Here is a 16,332-nt window from a genome sequence, read left to right on the forward strand (position 1 = left end):
TCAGCCACCGCACCCCCAGCACTCGGATCGGACGTCACGCAACATCCAACCGCCACGACCACCAACCCGGCGAACCAATGTGGTCAGAGCACTAGTCTTGTCCAGTGCCTGGCGGACGTAGTCCAGCCGTTCGGTGTCCTCCAGCCACACCACCTCTTCCTCGTGGCTGAGGTCGCTCTCGGTCAACAGCGCACTCATGGCGCAACCCTTCTCCGTCGGCGCCTGCCCCGGCCAGGGGTGGTGACCGACGACGCGTCCGTGTCGCTGCGGGCCGTGTTAGGCCGGTGTACGGAGGCCGCCGTGTGGGTGGCCCGAGGGTCATCGTAGAACGCGGGTCCACGGTGGGCGAGGCGCTTGCCCGACGCACCGGCGCCAGCCGGTTCACATGGGGAGCAGAGCGATTCCCGGGTAGTACTTGCGGCCGTTCGACTTGATCATGTCGGTTGGTGAGGCCAGGCCGACCTCCTGGCGGACGCGCTGCGCGAAGGCTCTGGGCGTTGCCGGTCGGATGCCCTCGACCGTGTGGCACCAGGAGGTGTACTCCGAGTGGAGAAGGCCCTGTTCGACGCGGAGACCGTGGCCGGTGTCGCGTTCCCGCGTGCAGCGCTCGCCGAGGAACCGGCCGATGTGGTCCTCGGCGGTGGCATAGGCGGTGGTGGCGGCCGTGACCGGACCGGGCCCCCTGAGCGGGTCTTTGGTGGCCAAGTAGCGCTGTGCCCCTTCGATGAGCCACTGAAGAATGCCGGGTCCTTCGTCCCGTACGAGGTCGAAGGCCAAATTGTCTATCTTGCGATCGGCAGGCACCGTCCGGGTGCACGGGATCAGCCGGATGCGCCGCCAGAAGGCGAAGCCTCCTGTTGTCACCTCGGGACGGTGGTTGCCCAGGAGCCACAGATGATGCGTGGGACTGAACGAAAAGTAGTCCTGATGCATTCGCCGTGCCTTGATCCTGTCTCCTCCGGTCAGGAGACGGACCCTGGCCTCGTCGAACTTGTCATTGGGGCTCAGCTCGCTGCACACCACCAGACGCCGACCGTGGAGTTCGGTGAGCGCCGTCGAGTGTTCGGCTGCCCCGCGTTCGGTGAGAAAGCCCGGTGAAGCGGCGTCGGCGTAATCGCCGAGGACCTGGACCATGGTGTCGAGCAGGACAGATTTGCCGTTCTTGCCTTCCCCGTGCAGGAACGGAAGTACCTGGGCACCCACATCCCCGGTGATGGAGTACCCCAGCAGAAGGTGCAGGAAGTCGATCATCCCCCGGCCCTGCGCGTCCTGGCCGAAGGTGTCGCCGAGGAACCGGTGCCAGCGTAGGGTCTTCATGGTGTGCGGAGTGACGCTCGTGGCGCGGGAATGGAGGTCACGGGCGGGATCCGCCCTGCGCAGGTGACCGTTCCGCAGGTCGACCACACCGGCGGGTGTGCAGAGTGCGTACGGGTCTCCGTCCAGCTGATCGGCATCCACCGAAAGCTCGGGCGCGGCCTTCGCCTGGGCGAGGAGAGCCTTCATGCCGGCCGTCGAGAGCGTCCGCCGCTTGTGATGCGCGATCATCCGGTCGCTGAAGACGCCGTGGGGATCGCTGTCGGGCATGCGCTCGGCCATTTCCCCCGCGGCCCATATGGCGGCCTTTCTGCCTCCCTCGCGTCTCCAGCGATGGCCGTCCCACGAGAGCCAGCCCAGACCCTCCACATGACGGAAGCGTTCGCGGTGGAGCTCGGCGAACAAGCGGGCGTTGCCACGGTCGGAGAGCGACGGTGGCAAGGGGCCCACAGGGAGGCTCTCCTGGTCAGGCCCTGAGGCGAAACGTTCCGCCGTTGTCAGAGCAGGCTTCGTGGCGGCATTCGGCCGGTTCGCGGCCGCCGTTTCCAACATCACATCGTCACCGAAGTCCGTGTTCAGGGCGGACCCTTGGAGCCGGGACGGCCATACAGGGCAGGTACGGTCCGTCCGCGTCCCATCGCATGCCGGTGCGCGCAAACGGTGGCCCGGCTCTGGATGCCCCGCGGCAGGTTTGAGCTTCGCTCGGCACAGACTCAGTCCTTGTCACGTGTGATCGCTCGGTCACTTGAGAAACCTCCTGTCCGCAGGCAGGGCCTGAAGGGACTACGTGCGAGAGCAGAGTGTAGGTGACAACTTCGCGAGGTATTCGGTCTAGGCACGTATGTCCTCGCCCCCGGCACGGGAAGCGCAAGTCCGCGTTCACCGGGGACCTGGTCCGGGCGAAGGTGTGAACCTTTCCGCGCCCCGGCCACGTCTTTGAGGTATGAGCACGGGCGGCCCGCGAACAACAGATGCCGGAAGCCCGGGGGCGCTGTCGGATCGCTGGTGACGCCGCACACACCTCGCCTGTCAGTCGTGGGGACGGGACGGCGGGATGGGGCCCGGCACCTGTGCCGGGCCCCATGTGCGTTCTCAGCGGGTGGCCGTGGCCGTGGCCGGGTGCCGCGGCGGGGTGGTCACCGCACCGCCTCGGGATTCCGACCGGGGTCCCGCGTGGCCGGAAAGCCCCCGCCGGACAGCGCTCGCCATCGCACTTTCACCGGCCGCGTTGGGATGCACGGGGGCGGCCGGGCTCTCCGGAACGAACGGCTCGATCCACCGGGCGCCGGCCGGCCGGCAGAGGTCGTGTCCGATGGTGGGCCTGTAGGTGTCCACGTACTGCGCCCGGCCGCCGCGTGCGGCACGCGCGAGCATCGCGTTGAGCTCCTTCTCCTTGTCCCGCAGATAGGAGAAGTCTCCGGCCGCCAGCGGCACCTTGGTGCTCGTGCAGCCGGTGCCGTCCTCCGGGAAGAGGTCGGGGTAGCCCACTACGACGACGCGGGCGTGCGGAGCACGGTGATGGATAGCGCTCAGCACCGAAGCGACCTTCGGCGCGGTCTCGTTGACGGAGTCGGTGACGGTGTCGCTGCCGCCCGCCGTGAAGTGTGTGCGGCAGGGGGCACCGGCGGGGTCCGTGGCGGAGACCTGCGCGCAGGTCCCGAGGACGGTGGTGAAGCCGATGTCGTTGCCGCCGATGGTGAGGGTGACCAGGTCGGTGTTCCGGTCGATGGCGTCGAGCTGAGCGGACACCGAGCCCTGAACGGACGTCATGTCGGCCGTTGTCGCCCCGGAGCAGCTCACATCGGTCAGCTGCGCGCCCGCCAACCGGGCCAGCAGGGACGGGTAGTTGTGGTCGGACCGCAGGCAGGTCGGGTCGACCTGGTTCGGGACCAGGGGAGCGGAAGCGTACGAGTCGCCGAGGGCGACGTACTCCACGTGGTGCCTGCCGTCGGTGGCGGCGCCGGCGGCCGTCGTCCCGGTGGTGGCCAACACCGTTCCCGCAGAGAGCAGCGCGGCGCCCAGTGTCAGTGCGCGCGCGGGGCGGGAGGTGGCGATCAGCTTTCGCAAAGCGGGTCCTCTCGTGGGCCGAATGCCCTGAAGTGGCGAGTGGTTGAGGTGTTCACTCTTCACACGTATGAGGACATGAGAAAGTGTCACGTTTTCCGGGACGCCTTGAGTGAAAGACGGGTGTTCGAGTAACGCCGTGTATGACACTGGTCTCTCCGTCACCCCATTGACAGGTGACGGAGAGCGATGCAGCCTTGGGTCATCGAGCCCCCCGGCTGGTTCGCCACGACGGAAGGAAGACACCGTGGAAACTCCCCCCGAGCGGGACGCGGCGGCAGCGGCGCGGCATGCGCGCTTCGGCAGCCTGCCGAAGCGCATCCAGTTCCATGAGATGGTCGAGGAGCAGGCGACCGGGCCGAACGCGGCGGTCGCCACGGCCTACGACCCCGAGGGCTCGTGGAAGCACTTCTCATGCCTCGCGCTCGACCTTGGTCTCTGAGGCCGCCGGGCGGCGGCACGGAGGAACAGGTGTGTGCCGGCCGGTGATTACTGTCACGTGAACCGGGGCCCGGGAAACCGGCGAAGGGTCGGACGCGGAACGCTCAGCAACCCCTGCCGTACGACAACATTGCGGTTGTGAACAATAGTTGGATGTTCCAGAACTCCCGACAAGTGCGGGCCGCGTTCCTGCGGGCCGGGGCGTACTGTTTGCCTACACATGTAAAATCGGCACGTCAATTCGGCAGGGGGCACGCAGGTCCTCCGTGCCTGCTCGGTGGTGCGGTCGCCGCGGCGCCGAACGCCCCCGCAGGGCTGTGCGTGAACACGGGATCTCGTGACGTCTGTGTCACGGAAGGTGGCCGCGCTGTTCTCCTGGCGTCCGCAGTACATCCCGGATGGAGCATCTACACCATGGGAATGACCGACAAGGATCCCGCCGCCGGGCTCTTCCGCGTGCTTGAAACAGGGGATCTGGCTCTGGCCGCGGAAAGTGGTGCACAAGGCGTTCCAGAACCGCGAGGCGGCTCTGTCGCCTCCGACCTGCCGGATCGCGGGCCCGGCAGGTGTGCTGGCGTCGAGCGCCTGGATGCGTTCCGCCTTCGACGGCCTGCGGCTGCAGAGCAGATCCATGTACTGAGCCTGCGCGACCGCAAGGTGATCCGGCACGCGGCGGTACGCGACGATGTCACGATGCTCGATCAGCTGGGGGTCTTTCCACCGAAGCCCGCAGCGGGGATACGTATGTTCGCCTGGCGAGCCAACGGACGGGCCGCCAGAGCCGCGGCGGAGGTGACGACGAAGGCGGCCCAGGCCGCCGCGACGGCGCTGCACCTCCGCACCGCGTGAGCCCTCGTGCCGCCGCCGGCGCTGCCTGAGGGAGCACAGGCAGGCCGTGGACGCCGAACGGGGAGCAGGCGGTACTCATCCCCGCCCCCGTCGGAATTGGCGCCACGGCGGCCTGTGGATGCCGTCACTGCGGAGCTATGCGCTCCAGCACTTTCACGGCCGCGCGGATGTCGCAGCCGTCCAGGCGTGAGAAGACATGGCGTCGGACACTCGCGAGGTTGGTCGGCCAGGCCTGGCCCAGTTGTGTCCGTCCGGCCTCGGTGAGGACGGCCAGCCACGCCCGCCCGTCGTCGGGCGCCTTCTCGCGCAGGACCAGCGACTGCGCCTCCAGCCGGTTGACCACCCGGGTCATTCCACTCAGCGACAGCCCGCACAGGTTGGCGAGCTCACTCATCCGCATCCGGTTGTGCGCCACCTCGGAGAGGTGCGTCAGGACCATGTACTCCGTGCCGGAAATCGGATGTTCATCGAGCATGTCTGCATCAACCAGGCGAGGCAGAGATGTCATCACTCTGCCCAGAGCCCGTAAGAAGGCCTCTTCGTCACGATCGAGAGGCTTGATATTTTCCACGTCTGCCATGGCGACAGTGTAAATGGCGCAACACGGGAGCCGGGGGCGGGTGTTCGCTGTCCGCTCGTTCATCGTCCAGCGGTGAATGCGGGCCTGATTCGCGGCGCGGACACGGGAAACCGATGCCTCGTCCCGGATCTTGCCGTGCAAATTAAAACGTATCCCATTACGCGCGGCAGTTTATTTTCAGATATGTTTCCCTGGCCATCGCACTCGACGTGTCCCGTTCCGGATCGTCGGACGGGACACATCGTGGGTGGGCGCGAATTCCGACCGTGTCGGGTCAGCCGGCGTCCTTCGTCGTGCCGGAGGTGTCCGGCTCCGTGGACGTCGCGACGGTGTACATCACCGATCGCTGCTGTTTGTGCCGCTGGACACGCCCCTTGGCGACCAGGGATTCAATGGTGTTCCGTACGACCTGGGGTGTCGGATTCCGGTCCGGGTGCTTCACCAGCAGCTCGTCCCGCAGCTCCTTCGCCAGACGCGGCTCGGTGTGCCCCCCGAGCAGGCTCAGCAGGACGTCACCGAGCAGGGGCTGGCGCGACTTCCCCTTCGCGCCGGACTGCGTCGGACTCGTGCGCCGCGTCGTCGACGACGAGGACCGCCGTGATGTTCGCCCGGACGGGATGGACGTGTTCTCACGTACCTGCGTTCCATGTCCGGGTGCGTCTTCGCCCTGTGCCTGCCCAGGCAGCGACGACGGGTCCGACAAGCCCTGGTACCGCTCGGCGAGAGTCAGAATGTCGACCAGGAGGGCTTCCTCCTGCTGCAACATCGTGATTTTCTCTGCGAGTTCTTGTTGTCGACGGTGATTCTCCTCAAGATCCGACGCGGCTTGCTCGACATACCGCGATCGGAGCGTGGCGGCTGATTGGCTGGTCACAACCGTTCACTCCCTCTCATCAATGACGCGTCGCATGGTACCCAGGCCTGCGCAAGAGACATGCAGCCCCCTACTGGACAGTAGCCCGATCATATGGCGACGGTGAGCAATGAGGTACTCCCATGTGGTCGGACGTCATGTCCAGGGCCAGGTGTGTACCTGGGGCGGAAGCTCGTGGCGGAAGGAGCTATTTCTCCGCGCTCGCCCGGGCCGAGGCTACGGCTTTCTCGGGGGAACTGTTGGTGGACCGGTTCGTGGCCGGGTGCGAGGACGTCCGATTCCAGATCCTCGATCAGCGGCAGGGCGTCCAGGGTCCGGGCGTGGGCGGCGTGAAACATGCCGGGCAGGAGCTGGGGACCGATACGGCGCGACGTGGGATGGGCCGTCACCAGGGCGTCGCCGGTGATCAGGATGCCGGACTCAGTCCGAGAGAGTCCAGCGACGCCAGCAGGATGCCGTGGTCACCGGGTACCCGGTGTCGACCAGAGTGCAGTTGTCGTCCTCTTTGGTGGTCACCCAGTTCGTGTTGCTGCCGGAGACCAGGTGGACTTCGTCTCCGATATGGACGAGGTCATCCACCCGGAGGACCTTCCGCATTCTCTTCCGACTCCCCATGACGTGGCGGCGCCCGGGAGCATGTCGAACCGCTGCGTGCCCACCGCGACGGCGTGCTCCTTCACAACAAACACGAAATGACGACAGCTGTGGTTCATCTGTCCGGTGCGGCTGTTCCGGCCGCCGTTCGCCCACACAGGGCGGTCCTCCGCACGGCGTACCGCGGGGTATGCTCCTAGCTCCCCGACGAGTCATGATCTCTGGCTGTACCGGAGACGTAGGGGTCGTTGCGGAGATCGAGGCGCTTACACGTGTGTTCAACGCCGGGCGCCATCGGACATCGCCCAGCCGCTCGGACGGCGACCGAGGGGTTTCGACGGGCGGCCCAGAACCAGAGGAGAGGTCTGTTGTTCAGCATCACGGTTCGCGACCACATGATGATCGCTCACAGTTTCCAGGGCGAGGTCTTCGGCCCGGCCCAGCGGTTGCACGGAGCGACGTTCATCGTGGACGCGACGTTCCGCCGGGACCAGCTGGACGACGACAACATAGTCGTCGACATGGGCAAGGCCGGCGCGGAGCTGCGCGGGGTGATCGAGGATCTCAACTACAGCAACCTTGACGACAAGGAGGAGTTCAAGGGAGTCAACACCTCCACGGAGTTCCTGGCCGCGCTGATCGCGGACCGTCTGGTGGCCCGGATCCACCAGGGTGCGCTGGGGGACAACGCACGGGGGATCTCGCAGGTCGCGGTGACCCTGCATGAGTCGCATGTCGCGTGGGCAACTTACGAACGTTCAGTGTGAGCCGTATCGCTCCGGGGTGTGCGCCTGTCCAGCGCGACCGGTGACGCCAGTCCGGCGTCACAAGTGCGGCAGTTTTCGGTCACTTGCCTCTGCCTACAGTGCGCGGGCGGGGGCTGTTTCCGGCCTCCGTTCGTAGTGACGGAGAACCAGGACGGCTCAGAAGACATGGTTACGCCCCCCACGAAGACATCCTGTTCGGACCTGCTCGGGCTCATCATGAGGGAGTACCGCGACGGCCTGGTGTCGTATGCCGAGAAGATGTTGGGTGATCACGGTGTCGCCGAGGACATCGTGCAGGAGACGATCATCCGGGCTTGGCGCAACATGGACCGTCTGCTGGGCATGGAGGGATCGGTGAAGGGGTGGTTGTTCACGGTCACCCGGAACCTGATCGTGGACTGGGTGCGCAAGCCTCACATGCGTCGGGAAGTGGTGGGCGGGACCTACAGCGATCCGTTCGTGGGGACCGATCCGATCGAGGAGTTGCACCGTGCGATGGCGGTGAGGCCGGCGTTGGGGCGGCTGCCCGCGGAGCACCGGGCGGTGCTGGTTCACCTGTATCTGTGTGACCGCACCATCAAGGAGACGGCGGAGCTGCTGGGGATACCGGCGGGGACGGTGAAGTCCCGTCACCACAATGCCCTGCGCAAGCTCCGCGCGCTCCCCGTGGAAAAGGCCGCCTGACCCCGGGTCGCACGCCGCCCGGAGCCCGTTCGCTCAGCCGCCGTCCGGCCGCAGGGAGTTGTGGAGCGTGGAGGTCAACTGCCGCTGGAGCGACTCGCCACGCGGATGATGGCGTACCTCCTTGGCCAGCACGGGCAGGAGATACCGCTCCGCGACGATCCACTCGGCGGCCTCGGCGGGACAGCTGAACTCCTGCGGGCGCACCCCGGGGCGCGGCGGCGGCAGGTCGACCGTGCCGCGCTGCGGGGCGAGGACTGCGGTCGCGGCCTCGGCGCTGTACAGGTAGTGCTCGATCATGCGGGCACGTGCCTGGGACCGGACAGGGGACGTGTCCAGGACCGTGCTCAGTTCCGCGGCGAAGGCGCGGAGCAGATCATGACAGGTGTATCGGCCGGGGATCAGCTCGACCAGCAGGTGGTGATCGGCCAGCTCGGACAGGTGCTCCAGGGTCGCCCGCAGATCCGTCCCGGCCAGACTCGCGGCCGCCTTAGGTGTGATCTCACACGAGGGGTGCAGGCTGATCAGCCGGAACAGCGTCGCGGCGGGCGTGCTCAGCGCCTCGTAGGAGCGGCGGAAAGCGCTGCGGACGTCCGTGCGGGCGTCCTGGCTCGACAGGGCCACCAGGCCGTCCCGCAGCTGGGACGCGAGCGAGGCGAGCGGAAACCGGGGCCGGGACAGCGCCCGCGCGCCTGCCACTGCCAGGGCGAGCGGAAGCCCGCCGCACATGTCGACGATCTCCTCGGCGGATGCCCGTTCTGCCTTGACCCGGTCGGTACCCAGCCGGCGCTCGAGGAACTGGAGACTCTCCTGCCGCGTCATGGCGTTCAGCGTGATGATCTGTGCGTTGTGGGTGACGGTCAGTCCCTCCAGCCGACGGCGGCTGGTCACGATCGCGAGGCAGCCCGGGGCGGCGGGCAGCAGCGGACGCACCTGCTCGCAGTCCTGCGCGTCGTCCAGGAGGATCAGCAGCCGGCGCCCGGCCAGCGCACTGCGGTAGGCGGAGTTGAGCGCGGCGGCGTCGGCGGTCCTGTCCCGGGGGACGCCCAGCGCGTCGAGCAGCGCGCTCATGGCCTGGCAGGGATCGAGGGGCGGCTGCGAGGAGTGGTGCCCCTGGAGGTCCACGTAGAGCTGTCCATCGGGAAAGCGTTCCGCGGTCCGGTGCGCCCAGTGAACGGCGAGCGTGGTCTTGCCGACCCCCGCCATGCCGCACAGGGCCACGATGGTCGCGGGGTACTCGCTTCCGTCGTCCGGGGGAGTGAGTCGCAGACCCTGGTTCAGCGCCTCCTGACGGCCGACGAAGGGCACGGAGTCGGGCGGCAGATGAGCCCGGCCGCCGGCCGCGTCCGGCCGCGCCGCGGGCCTGTCCGCGTGCGCGGAGAGGTTGCGCCGCAGCAGGCGGTGGTGTGCGGCGCGCAGTTCGACGCCGGGTTCCACACCGAGTTCGTCGGCGAGGGTGCGCCGGATGGTCTCGAACTGCCGCAGAGCCTCCGCCTGCCGCCCGGTCGCGGCCAGCGCGGTGATGATGCGGGCGTGCAGCGCCTCGTCGAAGGGATGGCGTTCCACAGCCCCGCGCAGAGCTGACAGCACGTCCTCCGTCAGCGCCGGAGCGGAGGCCAGCACGACGTCGGTGGCTTCCTTGACCGTGGCCACGTACTCGTGGCCGACCGAGGTGAACACCGGGTGCCGGGCGACCGAGGTGCCGTCGGCGACCACGGGACTGCGCCAGAGCCGGAGGGCCGCGGTGAAGTCGTGGGTGGCCTGCTCGGGGTCACCGGCCTTGACCGCTAGCTGCGCCTGCGCACGCAGGTCGCGGAAGCGCAGGAGATCGGAGGCCGACGCGTCGACGAGAAGGCGGTATCCGTCCGCTGCCCGGGCCAGATGTTCCGCGTTGGTGCGGCTGTGGAGTCCCGGCTCCAGGATCTTCCGCAGGCTGCCGATGTGCCGGTGCACCACGTTGACCGCACTCGCGGGCGGTTCGTCGGGCCACAGCACGTCCACGGCGTCGTTCAGCGAGACGGGACCGGGCGCGCGCAGCAGCAGCAGGGAGAACAGGGCCAGTCTCTTCGGGGGCCCCAGGTCGAGCTCCGTGTCCCCGCGCAGCGCTCGCACACTACCGAGCAGGGTGTATCGCACTGTCGCGTCCATGTGCTGCTGCCAATCGTCGTCTGTCTCGGCGCTGTTCTTTCGGTGCTCGTCGTCGCCCTGGCCGGCGGCGGCACGTCTCCGTGCGCACGAGGAGCGATGCGTCCGGCGGCCGCGTACGAGCGGATCACCGTCCGGGAGCCGGACGGTCCGCTCGGCTGTCGGTCAGGACCGGCCGGCCTGCAACACCGTGGCGGAGGGACCGCCTCCGGGTGCGTGGATGCGGTCGGCCAGGAGACGGGCGGGCATGCCGGTGAGCGGTCGGCGTAGGTGTGGCCCTTTTCGGTGTGAGCCTGCCGCGCTCGGCCGCGGGTGGACCGCGTGCCGTCGGGCGCGCGGCCGATCAGAAAAATCGCCCGCCCCGCTTCCGAGCGGGGTCCGGTCGAGGATGAATGATTGCCCGACCACCGGTGCAGATCCTCGATTGATCATGGATCAGATTCTCTGTCTACCGAACGTGAGGGAGATGGACATGCCCAGGGACGACGGCAAACGGTATATTATTTGCTGCATCAAGTAAAATGGCACATTAGTTTTTTCGTCAAGGAAGCGGGTGGAAGCTCGGGTCAGCTGACCCGAGCTTCACCTCAGGCGTTCGGCGACGGTCTCCAGGAGTTCGTCGGAGAAGTTCTGGTCGGTGACGGCGCGGGACATGAGGACGGCGCCGACGAGTGCGCTGAGGGTGAGCATGGCTTCGGCGCGGGCGTCCTCGGAGTCGTCGTCCAGGCCCGCGATGAGCTCCAGGTAGGTGCGTACCTGCTTCTCGTACGCTTCTTTGAAGCCCTGGTCGCCGCGTCCCGCGGAGGCGCCGAGGGAGACGAGTGCGCAGCCGGTGTCGGGCGTGTCGCGGTGGTGTGTGGCGAGGTAGGCGTCGATGAGACCGGCGCGGGGGTCCTGCTCGTTCTTCCGCGCGGATCTCTGCATCTTGGCGGTGCCTTCGGCGAGTGCGACGGTCGCGGCCTGTGCGATCAGGTCGTCGCGTGAGGCGAAGTGCTTGTAGAAGCCGCCGTGGGTGAGTCCGGCTTCCTTCATGAGCTCCGCCACACCGGGGCGGGTGACGCCTTCGGTGCGGACCTTGCGTGATGCGAGCTGCAGGACGCGTGCGCGGGTCGCCGCCTTCTCTGCCTGCGAGTGGCCCATGTCCGTGCCTGCCTTCCGCGGGAGCGGCCTTGTGGGGTGCCGCGCTACTGGATGATACCCATCATACACCCGTGTCCCGTATGAGTGCTTTACGGCTCTTGGGTTTGACTTTCAGGATGATGGGCGTAATCTTGCATGTGGATGGCGGTAGTCATCCAGATTGGACTTCCCGATTCGGAGTGGAACCCATGCCCCCCATCTATGACCCCCGCCGTACGGCTGTTCTGCTGGTCGATCCGTTCAACGACTTCCTGTCGGAGGGCGGGAAGATCTGGCCGCGGCTGGCTCCGGTGGCCGAGGAGGTCGGTCTCCTGGAGCATCTGCGTGCCGTCGTGGGCTCGGCCCGTGAGGCGGGTGTCCGCGTGGTCTTCGTCCCGCACCGCCGCTGGGAGGAGGGCGATTACGAGGGCTGGGACCACCCCAACCCCACGCAGCTGGGCATCATGGAGCGTCACAGTTTCGCCCGTGGTACCTGGGGCGGCGAGTTCCACCCCGACTTCCAGCCGCAGCCGGGTGAGATCGTCGTCCAGGAGCACTGGGCGCAGAGCGGTTTCGCCAACACCGACCTGGACTTCCAGCTCAAGCAGCATGGCATCAGCCATGTCGTGCCGGTCGGTCTGCTCGCCAACACGTGCATCGAGTCCACCGGCCGCTACGCCATGGAACTGGGCTACCACGTCACCCTGGTCCGCGACGCCACCGCCGCCTTCCTCCCCGAGATGATGCACGCGGCCCACGACCTCAACGGCCCCACCTACGCCCACACCATCACCACCACCACCGAACTCACCACCGCATTCGAGGGAGCCCACGCATGACACTCACCGGAGAACTGCTGATAGGCGCGGCCCGCGTGCCGGCCACCGCGGGAACCATGAAGGCGCTCAACCCCGCCACCGGTGAACTCATCGAACCCGAGTTCGCCTTCGGCGGCCCGGCAGAGGTCGACCGCGCCGTCCGTCTCGCCGACGAGGCCTTCGACAGCTACAGCCACACCGGCCTGAGCGAACGGGCCGCCTTCCTCGACCGCATCGCGGACAACCTCGAAGCGGTCAAGGACGAACTCGCCGCCCGCCTCGCCCTGGAGACCGGCCTTCCCGCCGCCCAGCTCGAGGCCGAGGCCGTACGGACTGCCGGCGTGTTCCGCAAGTTCGCCACCGTCGTGCGCCAGGGCCGCTTCCTCCAGGCGACCGTCGACCCGGCACAGCCGGACCGGCAGCCCGCGCCGCGCATGGACCACCGGCTCCAGAAGGTTGCCCTCGGCCCCGTGGTGATCTTCGGCGCCAGCAACTTCCCGATCTCGTACTCCGTCGTCGGCGGCGACACCGCCTCCGCCCTCGCGGCCGGCTGCCCGGTCATCCTCAAGGCGCACAACGCGCACCCCGGCGCGTCGGAGATCCAGGGGCGCGTCATCCAGCGCGCCGTCGCCGAGGCGGGCCTCCACGAAGGCGTCTTCTCCCTGGTCCGCGGCGCGGGCAACGAGATCGGCGAGGCACTCGTGGACCACCCGCTGGTCCACGCGGTCACCTTCACCGGCTCCGAGGCCGGCGGTATGGCCCTCTTCCGCCGGGCCCAGCAGCGCCCCGACCCCATCCCCGTCTTCACGGAGATGACCAGCGTCAACCCGACCTTCGTCCTGCCCGCCGCACTGGCCGCACGCGGCGCCGAGATCGGCACCGGCCTGGTCCAGCGCGCCATGTACAACGTCGGGCAGGCCTGCCTCAAGCCCGCGATCCTCCTGGCCGCCGACGGACCCGGCTTCCAGGAACTGCGGGACGCGCTGAGCGCGGAGGTGGCGAAGGCCGCCGCACGCACCATGCTCACGCCCGGCATCCACGACGCCTACGTCCGCAACGCGCAGCGCCTGGAGAACGACGGTGCCACCCGGGTCGCCGCCGGAGAGGCTCCCGAGGGCCTGTGGGACGGCCAGTCCCTTCTGTACGAGGTCAGCGGAGAACAACTGCTCGCCGAGCCCGGCCTGCGCGAGGAGGTCTTCGGCCCGGCCGTGCTGCTGGTGCGGCTGACCGGTGCCGAACAGCTGTTCGAGGTGGCCCGCGCCTTCCGCGGCCAGCTGTCCGCCACCCTGCACGCCGAGGCCGCCGACCGCGCCCACGCCCAGCGGCTCCTGCCGATCCTGGAGCGCCGCACCGGCCGCATCGTGTTCAACGCCTTCTCGATCCCGCAGGAGGTCTCCTACGCCTCCACCCACGGCGGCCCGTTCCCGGCCACGTCCGACAGCCGCTTCACCTCCGTGGGCATGGGCGCGATCGAGCGGTTCATCCGTCCGGTCACCTACCAGAACTTCCCGGACGACCTCCTGCCCGACGCGCTGCGCGCGGCCAACCCCGAGAACCTGTGGCGAGTCGTGGACGGCGAACTCGTCAAGGACTGACCCGTCTTCACCGGGCCCCGGCCACTCCTGCGGCCGGGGCCCGTCCCCTCACACTGACGAAGGAGCCGCTCATGACCGCCCAGCACCAGGACGCCGCCGCGCGTGCACACGAGGCCCGTGAGGAGGTCCGCAGGAAGCTGCTCGGCGCCTGGCAGCTCGTGTCCTACACCGCGGTGAGCACCGACGGCGACGTCGTCCAGCCCCTGGGACCCACCCCCTACGGCCTGATCGTCTACACCCCGGAGGGGTACATGTCGGCCCAGCTGGGCCGCGACCGCGCGCCGCTGCCGTCGGCCCGTCTGGAGGACGCGGCCTCCGACGACCTGGCCCGGGCGGCGATCGGCTACATCGCCTACGGCGGACCCTTCACGGTCGTCGACCCCGCCACCGTGGAGCACCACGTCACCACCAGTCTCTTCCCGAACTGGATCGGTCGGCCCCAGGTACGCACGGTGACCTTCGACGGCCCGTACCTGCGACTCGCCGTCGCCACTCCCACCCGGCTGTGGGGCGCCGACCGCACGGCAGAACTCACATGGAGCAGAGCGGCCTGACCCCGTGCCGCAAGGTCCTGACATGTGCTCACACCTCAGAGACGGCCGGGGCACACCCACCTGTGACAGCAGGCGGACCCAAGGCCCCGCGTCGTCAACGTGGTGCGGTACGGCGAGACTTGCGGTGCCCTCCAGAAACGTAAGGGACGGCATGTAAGGCTGGAACTCGCGGTATCCGGCCTTTTCCCGTACGTCTTCCCCGGGGCCGAACCGCTGCAGCCCTTCAGCGATGTGGCGGTGGACAACCAGTGAGCGATCGGATGCCGGTCTGGGACGCGGAGCAGGTGACCCACCTCCCGCCGATCGACGAGGCGACTGTCGCCCTGCGGATCCCCCGATCCGCCGTCCGTGTCGGCGGTGCTGAACCCGGTCCCGAGGGGCTCCGGATTCACCGCACCGGGGCGGTGCATCACGCTCACCACCTGCACACCGGAGTTCACCAGCAAGTCCCGGTGATTGTCTGGGGCAGGACGGTTGAGGAACGTCCGCGCACCAAGGGCAAGCCGGACGCTCTCGTCGAGTAGGAGCAGAGGAGCTCCCGCGGACCGGACGGCCGGATTCCACCGACCGGGTCACCCGAAGATTCCGCGTGGCAGGGTCATGGAGACGAGCCACTTCGGCAGGTCCACCGTCTCGTTGATCTTCAGATCTCCGGCCACGCTGCACAGGGCGTACGCCTCGTGCAGGCTGACCCCCTGGTCCTGGACGAGCCAGTCCACCATCTCCCGTACGGCCGTCTTGGCGTTCTCCATCAGATCGGGCCCGGTGCCGGTGGTCTGGTAGTAGCCCCGCTCCAGCATCTCGTCGGGCATGGCCAGTTGGGTCGGGTCCGCGGCGGGTACGACGGCCCGGGTGGAGGCGATCACGGTGTGCTTGTGCAGGGCGAACCGCAGGGTGACGGACATGAGGGTCTCGACGGCTGTCCCGGTCACCTCGCCGTCGCCCTGCGCCATGTGCCCGTCCCCGGCGGAGAACATGGCTCCCGGCACGTACACGGGCAGCTGTACCCGTGCTCCCTTGACGAGCTGCCGGATGTCGGTGTTGCCGCCCATGCCTCCGCTGACGTCGGGCGGGAAGGTGCGGTACATCCCCCTGTGCAGCGGAGCGACGCCCATGATGCCCATGAACGGCGCGATCGGAACACGGGCCGACCGCCCGGTGTCGACACCGGTGAAAGAGGCGAGACCGCTGCTCTGGCCCCGCTCGAACGTGAAGGTCTGGAGAAACGGCGCACCACTGTTGTGCGGCTGGTCCCCGGGTATCGCTCCGGCCGCCGGGCCGGGGGAGGGGTCGCTCAGCTGGGAAGCCTCGCTCCAGGCCGCGAGCGGAGCCAGAAGCTCCGGGCGGAGCGAGCCGAAGAGACCGAGAGCCGGGCTGATGGCGACATAACCGAAGTCCACGAGGGGGCTCACATCGAGGATCTCGACCTCCAGGATGTCTCCCGGCTCGGCCCCCACGATCTCCAGCGGACCGGTCAGCGGATGAACCAGTCCCAGGTCGATGGTGAGCGTTCCCTCCGCCGTCATCGTCCGGGCCGCCTCGCCGATGTCCAGGGCGTCCCGGCACAGCAACTGGACGACTTCACCGGGCCGTACGCTCGCCACCGGGGGCAGGTCCCTGTTCCAGCGGTTGTGCAGCACCCGGCCGTAGCCGTCGACGACGAGGTCCCCATGCGGTCCCACGGTCACATCCGGGGTACCGGACCCGGCCACGTCCCGACCGCCAAGCCCTCCCTCGCCGGCGGCAAGCCCGGACAGAGCGGACGCGGCGGGTCCGGCGGAAGCCTGCTGAACGAGGCTTGCGCCCTGTACGAAGCCGGAGTGGACGAAGCACATGGCGACCTCCCGCGCTCCCGCGCATGTCGCTACGGGCCGGACCGTCGGCGAAAGCGGTCGTACCCGCAGCCGGGCTTCAGGATCACTCAGCTCACTCGGGCC

General features: G+C 68.4%; 15 protein-coding genes and 2 pseudogenes. 8 read left to right on the forward strand and 9 right to left on the reverse strand.

Translation table 11 applies throughout. The features are described from left to right. Positions 1-90 precede the first annotated feature (90 nt). The 3 genes and pseudogenes from ACZ7OO_RS36880 to ACZ7OO_RS36890 all read right to left on the reverse strand — a co-directional run. A pseudogene (locus ACZ7OO_RS36880) lies at positions 91-198 on the reverse strand (DUF6009 family protein); the annotation flags it as partial. 183 nt (positions 199-381) lie between these two features. Next, positions 382-1,866 (reverse strand): DNA primase family protein, encoded by a 1,485-nt coding sequence (locus ACZ7OO_RS36885; protein ID WP_471511814.1) that lies wholly within the window; start codon positions 1,864-1,866, stop codon positions 382-384. A gap of 540 nt (positions 1,867-2,406) precedes the next feature. Further along, positions 2,407-3,372, reverse strand: coding sequence for an SGNH/GDSL hydrolase family protein (locus tag ACZ7OO_RS36890; RefSeq protein WP_471511924.1), 966 nt, complete (start codon positions 3,370-3,372; stop codon positions 2,407-2,409). A gap of 253 nt (positions 3,373-3,625) precedes the next feature. On the opposite strand from ACZ7OO_RS36890, the gene ACZ7OO_RS36895 reads away from it, so the two are divergent. Continuing rightward, positions 3,626-3,820 carry a hypothetical protein gene (locus ACZ7OO_RS36895; RefSeq protein ID WP_471511816.1) on the forward strand — a complete coding sequence of 65 codons (195 nt, stop codon included), beginning with the start codon at positions 3,626-3,628 and terminating at the stop codon, positions 3,818-3,820. Between the two features lie 419 nt (positions 3,821-4,239). Further along, complete coding sequence (locus ACZ7OO_RS36900) at positions 4,240-4,668, forward strand: ester cyclase (RefSeq protein WP_471511818.1); 429 nt, start codon at positions 4,240-4,242, stop codon at positions 4,666-4,668. Between the two features lie 124 nt (positions 4,669-4,792). Here ACZ7OO_RS36900 and ACZ7OO_RS36905 read toward each other — a convergent pair whose 3' ends face one another. The 3 genes from ACZ7OO_RS36905 to ACZ7OO_RS36915 form a co-directional block, all read right to left on the reverse strand. After that, positions 4,793-5,248 carry a MarR family winged helix-turn-helix transcriptional regulator gene (locus tag ACZ7OO_RS36905; RefSeq protein WP_471511820.1) on the reverse strand — a complete coding sequence of 152 codons (456 nt, stop codon included), beginning with the start codon at positions 5,246-5,248 and terminating at the stop codon, positions 4,793-4,795. Between the two features lie 274 nt (positions 5,249-5,522). Further along, entirely contained in the window at positions 5,523-6,122 is a 600-nt protein-coding gene (locus ACZ7OO_RS36910) for a hypothetical protein (RefSeq protein WP_471511822.1), read from the reverse strand. A 420-nt stretch (positions 6,123-6,542) separates the two neighbouring features. Next, entirely contained in the window at positions 6,543-6,719 is a 177-nt protein-coding gene (locus tag ACZ7OO_RS36915; protein ID WP_471511824.1) for a hypothetical protein, read from the reverse strand. Between the two features lie 365 nt (positions 6,720-7,084). Here ACZ7OO_RS36915 and ACZ7OO_RS36920 point away from each other — a divergent pair, with 365 nt between their 5' ends. Then, positions 7,085-7,483, forward strand: a complete 399-nt coding sequence (locus ACZ7OO_RS36920; protein ID WP_471511826.1) for a 6-pyruvoyl trahydropterin synthase family protein — start codon at positions 7,085-7,087, stop codon at positions 7,481-7,483. A gap of 135 nt (positions 7,484-7,618) precedes the next feature. Then, a complete protein-coding gene (locus ACZ7OO_RS36925) occupies positions 7,619-8,167 on the forward strand; it encodes a sigma-70 family RNA polymerase sigma factor (protein ID WP_471511828.1) in 549 nt (182 codons plus the stop codon). 33 nt (positions 8,168-8,200) lie between these two features. On the opposite strand, the gene ACZ7OO_RS36930 is transcribed toward ACZ7OO_RS36925, so the two are convergent. Then, positions 8,201-10,312 (reverse strand): AfsR/SARP family transcriptional regulator, encoded by a 2,112-nt coding sequence (locus tag ACZ7OO_RS36930; RefSeq protein ID WP_471511830.1) that lies wholly within the window; start codon positions 10,310-10,312, stop codon positions 8,201-8,203. Positions 10,313-10,891: 579 nt separating this feature from the next. After that, a complete protein-coding gene (locus ACZ7OO_RS36935) occupies positions 10,892-11,449 on the reverse strand; it encodes a TetR/AcrR family transcriptional regulator (RefSeq protein WP_471511832.1) in 558 nt (185 codons plus the stop codon). A 188-nt stretch (positions 11,450-11,637) separates the two neighbouring features. Here ACZ7OO_RS36935 and ACZ7OO_RS36940 point away from each other — a divergent pair, with 188 nt between their 5' ends. The 4 genes and pseudogenes from ACZ7OO_RS36940 to ACZ7OO_RS36955 form a co-directional block, all read left to right on the forward strand. Beyond that, a complete protein-coding gene (locus ACZ7OO_RS36940; protein WP_471510763.1) occupies positions 11,638-12,267 on the forward strand; it encodes a cysteine hydrolase family protein in 630 nt (209 codons plus the stop codon). Continuing rightward, on the forward strand, positions 12,264-13,841 hold the full coding sequence (locus ACZ7OO_RS36945) for an aldehyde dehydrogenase (NADP(+)) (RefSeq protein ID WP_471511834.1): 1,578 nt from the start codon (positions 12,264-12,266) through the stop codon (positions 13,839-13,841). Before ACZ7OO_RS36940 ends, ACZ7OO_RS36945 begins: the two co-directional genes overlap by 4 nt. Positions 13,842-13,912: 71 nt before the next feature. Next, positions 13,913-14,395 carry a lipocalin-like domain-containing protein gene (locus ACZ7OO_RS36950; RefSeq protein ID WP_471511836.1) on the forward strand — a complete coding sequence of 161 codons (483 nt, stop codon included), beginning with the start codon at positions 13,913-13,915 and terminating at the stop codon, positions 14,393-14,395. A 342-nt stretch (positions 14,396-14,737) separates the two neighbouring features. Next, positions 14,738-14,919 (forward strand): annotated as a pseudogene (locus ACZ7OO_RS36955) (class E sortase); the annotation flags it as partial. Positions 14,920-14,967: 48 nt separating this feature from the next. Here ACZ7OO_RS36955 and ACZ7OO_RS36960 read toward each other — a convergent pair. Beyond that, on the reverse strand, positions 14,968-16,077 hold the full coding sequence (locus ACZ7OO_RS36960; protein ID WP_471511838.1) for an acetamidase/formamidase family protein: 1,110 nt from the start codon (positions 16,075-16,077) through the stop codon (positions 14,968-14,970). Positions 16,078-16,332 lie beyond the last annotated feature (255 nt).

The organism is Streptomyces sp. NPDC111744 (genome assembly GCF_055634995.1).

What these genes read in the sequence shown, in the direction of transcription:
- ACZ7OO_RS36885 (WP_471511814.1), bottom strand. Translation starts at nt 1,866, where the DNA reads ATGTTGGAAACGGCGGCCGCGAACCGGCCGAATGCCGCCACGAAGCCT.
- ACZ7OO_RS36900 (WP_471511818.1), top strand. Translation starts at nt 4,240, where the DNA reads ATGACCGACAAGGATCCCGCCGCCGGGCTCTTCCGCGTGCTTGAAACA.
- ACZ7OO_RS36905 (WP_471511820.1), bottom strand. Translation starts at nt 5,248, where the DNA reads ATGGCAGACGTGGAAAATATCAAGCCTCTCGATCGTGACGAAGAGGCC.
- ACZ7OO_RS36915 (WP_471511824.1), bottom strand. Translation starts at nt 6,719, where the DNA reads ATGCGGAAGGTCCTCCGGGTGGATGACCTCGTCCATATCGGAGACGAA.
- ACZ7OO_RS36930 (WP_471511830.1), bottom strand. Translation starts at nt 10,312, where the DNA reads ATGGACGCGACAGTGCGATACACCCTGCTCGGTAGTGTGCGAGCGCTG.
- ACZ7OO_RS36935 (WP_471511832.1), bottom strand. Translation starts at nt 11,449, where the DNA reads ATGGGCCACTCGCAGGCAGAGAAGGCGGCGACCCGCGCACGCGTCCTG.
- ACZ7OO_RS36940 (WP_471510763.1), top strand. Translation starts at nt 11,638, where the DNA reads ATGCCCCCCATCTATGACCCCCGCCGTACGGCTGTTCTGCTGGTCGAT.
- ACZ7OO_RS36945 (WP_471511834.1), top strand. Translation starts at nt 12,264, where the DNA reads ATGACACTCACCGGAGAACTGCTGATAGGCGCGGCCCGCGTGCCGGCC.
- ACZ7OO_RS36950 (WP_471511836.1), top strand. Translation starts at nt 13,913, where the DNA reads ATGACCGCCCAGCACCAGGACGCCGCCGCGCGTGCACACGAGGCCCGT.